Origin of the sequence: Streptomyces sp. NPDC088732 (genome assembly GCF_044751205.1) — a bacterium.
Classification (GTDB): domain Bacteria; phylum Actinomycetota; class Actinomycetes; order Streptomycetales; family Streptomycetaceae; genus Actinacidiphila.
Genome location: NZ_JBIVLI010000011.1, coordinates 287,652 through 288,621 on the forward strand (window position 1 = coordinate 287,652; position 970 = coordinate 288,621).

At 66.6% G+C, this 970-nt stretch carries 2 rRNA genes and 1 pseudogene; all 3 read right to left on the reverse strand.

The features are described from left to right. Nucleotides 1–434 (reverse strand): annotated as a pseudogene (locus ACIP9H_RS20770) (hypothetical protein); the annotation flags it as partial. Nucleotides 435–651: 217 nt separating this feature from the next. Next, a 5S ribosomal RNA gene (gene rrf, locus ACIP9H_RS20775) occupies nucleotides 652–768 on the reverse strand. A 105-nt stretch (nucleotides 769–873) separates the two neighbouring features. Continuing rightward, a 23S ribosomal RNA gene (locus ACIP9H_RS20780) occupies nucleotides 874–970 on the reverse strand; the annotation flags it as partial.

Sequence of the window (970 nt, forward strand, 5' to 3'; positions counted from 1 at the left end):
ACCGCGGTCGTCACTGGGCCGGTCCTGACGCGGCCGGTCCTCACGGGGACGGTCGTAGCGGGGACGCTCGTCACGCCGGTCGTCCCGACGGAACCCACCACGGTCATCGCGCGGCCGGTCCTCACGAGGCCGGTCGTAACGCGGGCGCTCATCACGGGGACGGTCCTCACGCGGACGATCAAAGCGCGGACGCTCGTCACGCCGGTCGTCGCGACGGAAACCCCCACGATCGTCACGCGGGCGATCCTGACGCGGCCGGTCGTCCCGACGGAACCCACCGCGGTCATCGCGCGGCCGGTCCTCACGCGGGCGGTCGTCGCGACGGAAGCCACCTCGATCGTCACGCGGCCGGTCCTCACGAGGCCGGTCGTAACGGGGGCGGTCGTCGCGACGGAAACCGCCGCCGGCCCGGTCGCCTTCGCGACGGGGCCCACCGCTGCGGTAACCACCCCGGTCGCCGCCCTGACGCGGCGTGCGCCGCTCCGGCCGATCCGGCCTTTCCTCGGGCGTGTTGGACATCGACGTGACTCCTGTCGTTTGTACTGCTGTAGTGCCAGTCTCCCGTACCGTCCGCGGACTGCGCACTGCCATGAAAAACAAAAGGACCCCCGGTCCCAGCGCTTTGGCCAGGACCGAGGGTCCACAAAGATTGTTCGGCGGCGTCCTACTCTCCCACAGGGTCCCCCCTGCAGTACCATCGGCGCTGAAAGGCTTAGCTTCCGGGTTCGAAATGTGACCGGGCGTTTCCCTAACGCTATGACCACCGAAACACCATCGGGTGTCAGGCGAACAAGCACACTTTTCAGTTAAGTGACTGGTTCAACCGGTGCGACCGTTCGCAACCCGGGAACCAAACAGTGGACGCGAGCATCTGAGGACAAGCCCTCGGCTTATTAGTACCGGTCAGCTCCACCCATTACTGGGCTTCCACATCCGGCCTATCAACCCAGTCGTCTACTGGGAGCCTTAA